Genomic DNA, 3,517 nt, shown 5'->3' on the forward strand with positions numbered 1-3,517 from the left:
TGGGATGATTGGCAACGTATGGTATGACCGTAACGCAGAGCGCTTAGTCTACAACGTTGAATATGCAAACTATCACATACTGACAGCAGGGGCTGGCGTTGACAAATTGACAGAAATCGATCCAACGCAAAAAACGGCGCAAGGTGATGGCCGATCGCCAATGCCTATCCTTTCCACCACCTTTAGTGATGAATTAACCGTATCTACAAGTGGAATGTCAAAGGTATTTGCTGTGTCAGTGAAAGATCGTGGAGCGATTTCCTTAGCCGGGCACAGTGGCAAAGCATTTTGGTTTTCGAAAGCACAATCTGAGTTTGTCACCAGCAATTATTATTACGACAACTACCCTGCATGGGTAACTCGCTGGAACGAGAAAAAAATTGCTGACCAATATTCCAAGCAACGATGGGAGCTTTCTTTACCACGCGATCAATACACCCTAGACGAACCAAGCCCAGACCATAAAGTGGATCTCGCAGGGTTTCAACGAACATTCCCTCACCCTTACGGTCCTGCAAGCTACAAGTACTTCAGCACCACACTAACAGTGAGCCCTGCTGGTGACGAGCTCACAGAAAACTTTGCAAGTACTTTGCTTATGCAAGAGCAGCTCGGTAAAAGAGACGTTACCGATTATCTATCGATCAGTTTTTCCTCTAACGACTATGTGATTCACCTTTATGGCCCAGAAAGCCTAGAAACAGAAGATAACCTGATTCGCTTAGACAGAACCATTGCAAAAATGCTGAAAACGATTGATAGCCAGGTCGGTTTAGAAAACACACTGATCGTATTGTCCGCTGATCATGGCGTGCCAGAAGCATCACCAGCAGCGAACGCCTTAGGGTTTAAGCAGGCGCTGTACTTCAACAAAGATACGTTATTATCACAAGGTGTTGAGCAACGCTTGAAGCGTGAATTTGGGCTAGGTACTGACGCTATAAGATTGTTTGCCCAACCTTATATTTATTTGAACCATGATGTTATCGCGAAGAAAAAGGTTAATTTAGCACAAGTACAAAATGCGATTGCTGATGAAGTCTCTAAAATCAGTGGTGTTGCTTACGCGGTTTCAAGTAGTGATATTGCTCGTAATCAAGTTCCAGATACTCATTTAACGCGACTGATCAAAAACAACTATCACCCGGCTCGTTCTGGTGATGTGTATGTCGTGTTTACTCCAAGAAGCTACATTAATGATATGGAAGGATTACAAATCGCTTCAACGCATGGTTCTCCATGGCGCTATGATACACACGTACCTGTTATTTTTGCTGGGTTTGATATCAAATCACAAAAAGTAACACGGGCAATTACGCCCTACGATATTGCCCCGACTCTGTCTAACAAGTTAGGCATTACTCAGCCAAGTGGTTCTATTGGTGAAGTACTCGCTGAGGTGACTGAATACTAGTTACTAAATACCAGTTACTGAATAACACTCGAGCTCTTCGCCCTGGTAATTTCAACCAGTAACGTTACACGCAAAGGGCTGCTTATCAAATAACGATAAGCGACCCTTATACTATGTGTGATGGTTACTTTAAATCGCCACTGGCGAAGAGATATTAACCCGAATTAATGGGGTAAAGCCTTGGCCGCGGCCTTGATTTTTGACCGTAGCCATTGATGGCTCGACTCATTACTTCGGCTGGGGTGCCAAATCATGCACATGTCGCAGTTATTCAACTGAAACGGCAAGGGCAACGTTTTTACTTTGTACTTCTTTGAAAAACACTGCACAGAAGAGAGCGGTAGCAAACCAATATAGTCAGAGCCTTCAATCACTGGAAGCATCTCAACCACACCTGGCGCTCGGTAGACAATTTTGCGTTTCTCTAAATCACCAAAGTCCTCAGAACTCAAAAGACTTTTACGAGCATGCCAACGGGCTACAACAACGTGTTCGTTGGCTAGGAACTCTTTCATGTCGATAGTATCACCAATCGTTGGGTGGTCGGAACGACAAACAACGACCAATTCTTCAATGGAAATGACTTCATGCTTTAACGTCGTTCTTCCCCTTGGTTTCATATCCAGAATGATATCGTGTCTCTGTAGTCTTAAGTCCGATTCATAATCTTCTGTAAACAATGGATGAACTTCTAGTGTGATATCTGGTGCGGCCTGACTAATAAGGCTCATCACCTTAGGCATTAACTCGTAGCTTGCTGACGAAACACACGCAATAGAGAATACGCGATTCGATGTTTTGGGATCAAAGTCCCTAGATGCAGATAACGTGGATGTAAAGTTTTTAAGCGCGGCAGCCATTGCAGGGTAAATGTCCGTTGCAAATGTGGTTGGCTCAACCCCAGATGTCGTTCTATGAAATAAGGGTTCGTCATAGATATCTCTCAGTCTTGCGAGGGCTTTACTGACGGCAGGCTGACTTATATCCATTCGATTTGCCGCTCTCGATAAGTTCTGCTCTTCGTAAATCGCGACAAATATTGGAATCAAATTGAGCTCGGTACTTTTCATAAGGTTCCAGATTAAAGAAGCAGGATCTCTATCATAGAGAAACGGCTTCTTTAATTCGATAAGATTCGCAAAAAGTTGTGCATAGCTCCACGCTAAACCAACCGCTTAGAGCGCTTATTGGTTGTATTTTTTAAACGGTTTACTTCAGCTTATCTTCTAAATCTAATAATGCTTTAGGTAGCTTCAAACGCAGTATGATTGACGAGAATAATCGATGGTTAGACGGTTTAGTAGACACCAAACGAAGTCCTTTCCATAATCTCATTAATACCGCTTTATTCTCCTCGCCTTGTTGAAATCGCTCACTGTCTGCTTGCCACTGTACCTGCTGCGTGGTTTTACTGAGTTCAAGTTGCGAGGTCTGTAGCCTCAATTGCTCATAGACAAAGGTCCTAATCTCTGGCCATTGTCCGTCTTTCAATAAGCAACGTAATACCCACCAGCTTGGCGCTGGTTTGTTTCGGTAATAACGATTTACAACCATCAACAAAGTCACCAAAGCGATAGCAACACTGATAACAATAACGAACTGCAAGAAATAGGTTTTGATAAACGATTGAAGAGTATGCCTTGCTTTAAACACTTCACCTTTTACGACTACGGTTTCAAGACGTTGATTTTTGCTGTCCCACCACTGAAACGAATAATCAGGTAACGTCAGTTCACCACCTTGTTGAATAACGTAAACAGATTCTTCTGTGCGACTTGAACGATAATTACCTCGTTCTTGCGTATCATCAAGCAAATTCGGCTGTGGATAAGCCTGATATTGCTGAGTTGACTGATTGGTTAAAAGAGCAGGCAACAATATAGATAAGCTGTCTTTCGCGCTCACGGTCACACGCCTTGTAATCGCGTCACCAACCTTTAAATCGTCACTAGAGGCTCGCCATGCTTGCTCAAAGCCGACTTCTGTTGCAGTAAACCAGGCGTTTTCTTGGCTAAGTTTCCCTGAGGGTAACGAAGCGTCAAATTTCATTGGCTGCGTATACAAAGTACCCGCTACATTCGAGCCATTCGGCGCGGACACCTG

At 43.6% G+C, this 3,517-nt stretch carries 2 protein-coding genes and 1 pseudogene; 1 reads left to right on the forward strand and 2 read right to left on the reverse strand.

What is annotated here, in order from left to right:
- The coding region (locus ACP45E_RS16255) for an alkaline phosphatase family protein (RefSeq protein ID WP_069585270.1) at window positions 1–1,414 on the forward strand (1,414 nt) is incomplete at its 5' end.
- 164 nt (window positions 1,415–1,578) lie between these two features.
- On the opposite strand, the gene ACP45E_RS16260 is transcribed toward ACP45E_RS16255, so the two are convergent.
- Window positions 1,579–2,484 carry a LysR family transcriptional regulator gene (locus ACP45E_RS16260; RefSeq protein WP_017033878.1) on the reverse strand — a complete coding sequence of 302 codons (906 nt, stop codon included), beginning with the start codon at window positions 2,482–2,484 and terminating at the stop codon, window positions 1,579–1,581.
- 139 nt (window positions 2,485–2,623) lie between these two features.
- Window positions 2,624–3,517: pseudogene (locus ACP45E_RS16265) on the reverse strand (BatD family protein); the annotation flags it as partial.

The organism is Vibrio genomosp. F10 str. 9ZD137 (genome assembly GCF_049974785.1).
Lineage (GTDB): Bacteria > Pseudomonadota > Gammaproteobacteria > Enterobacterales > Vibrionaceae > Vibrio.

What these genes read in the sequence shown, in the direction of transcription:
- ACP45E_RS16260 (WP_017033878.1), bottom strand. Translation starts at nt 2,484, where the DNA reads ATGAAAAGTACCGAGCTCAATTTGATTCCAATATTTGTCGCGATTTAC.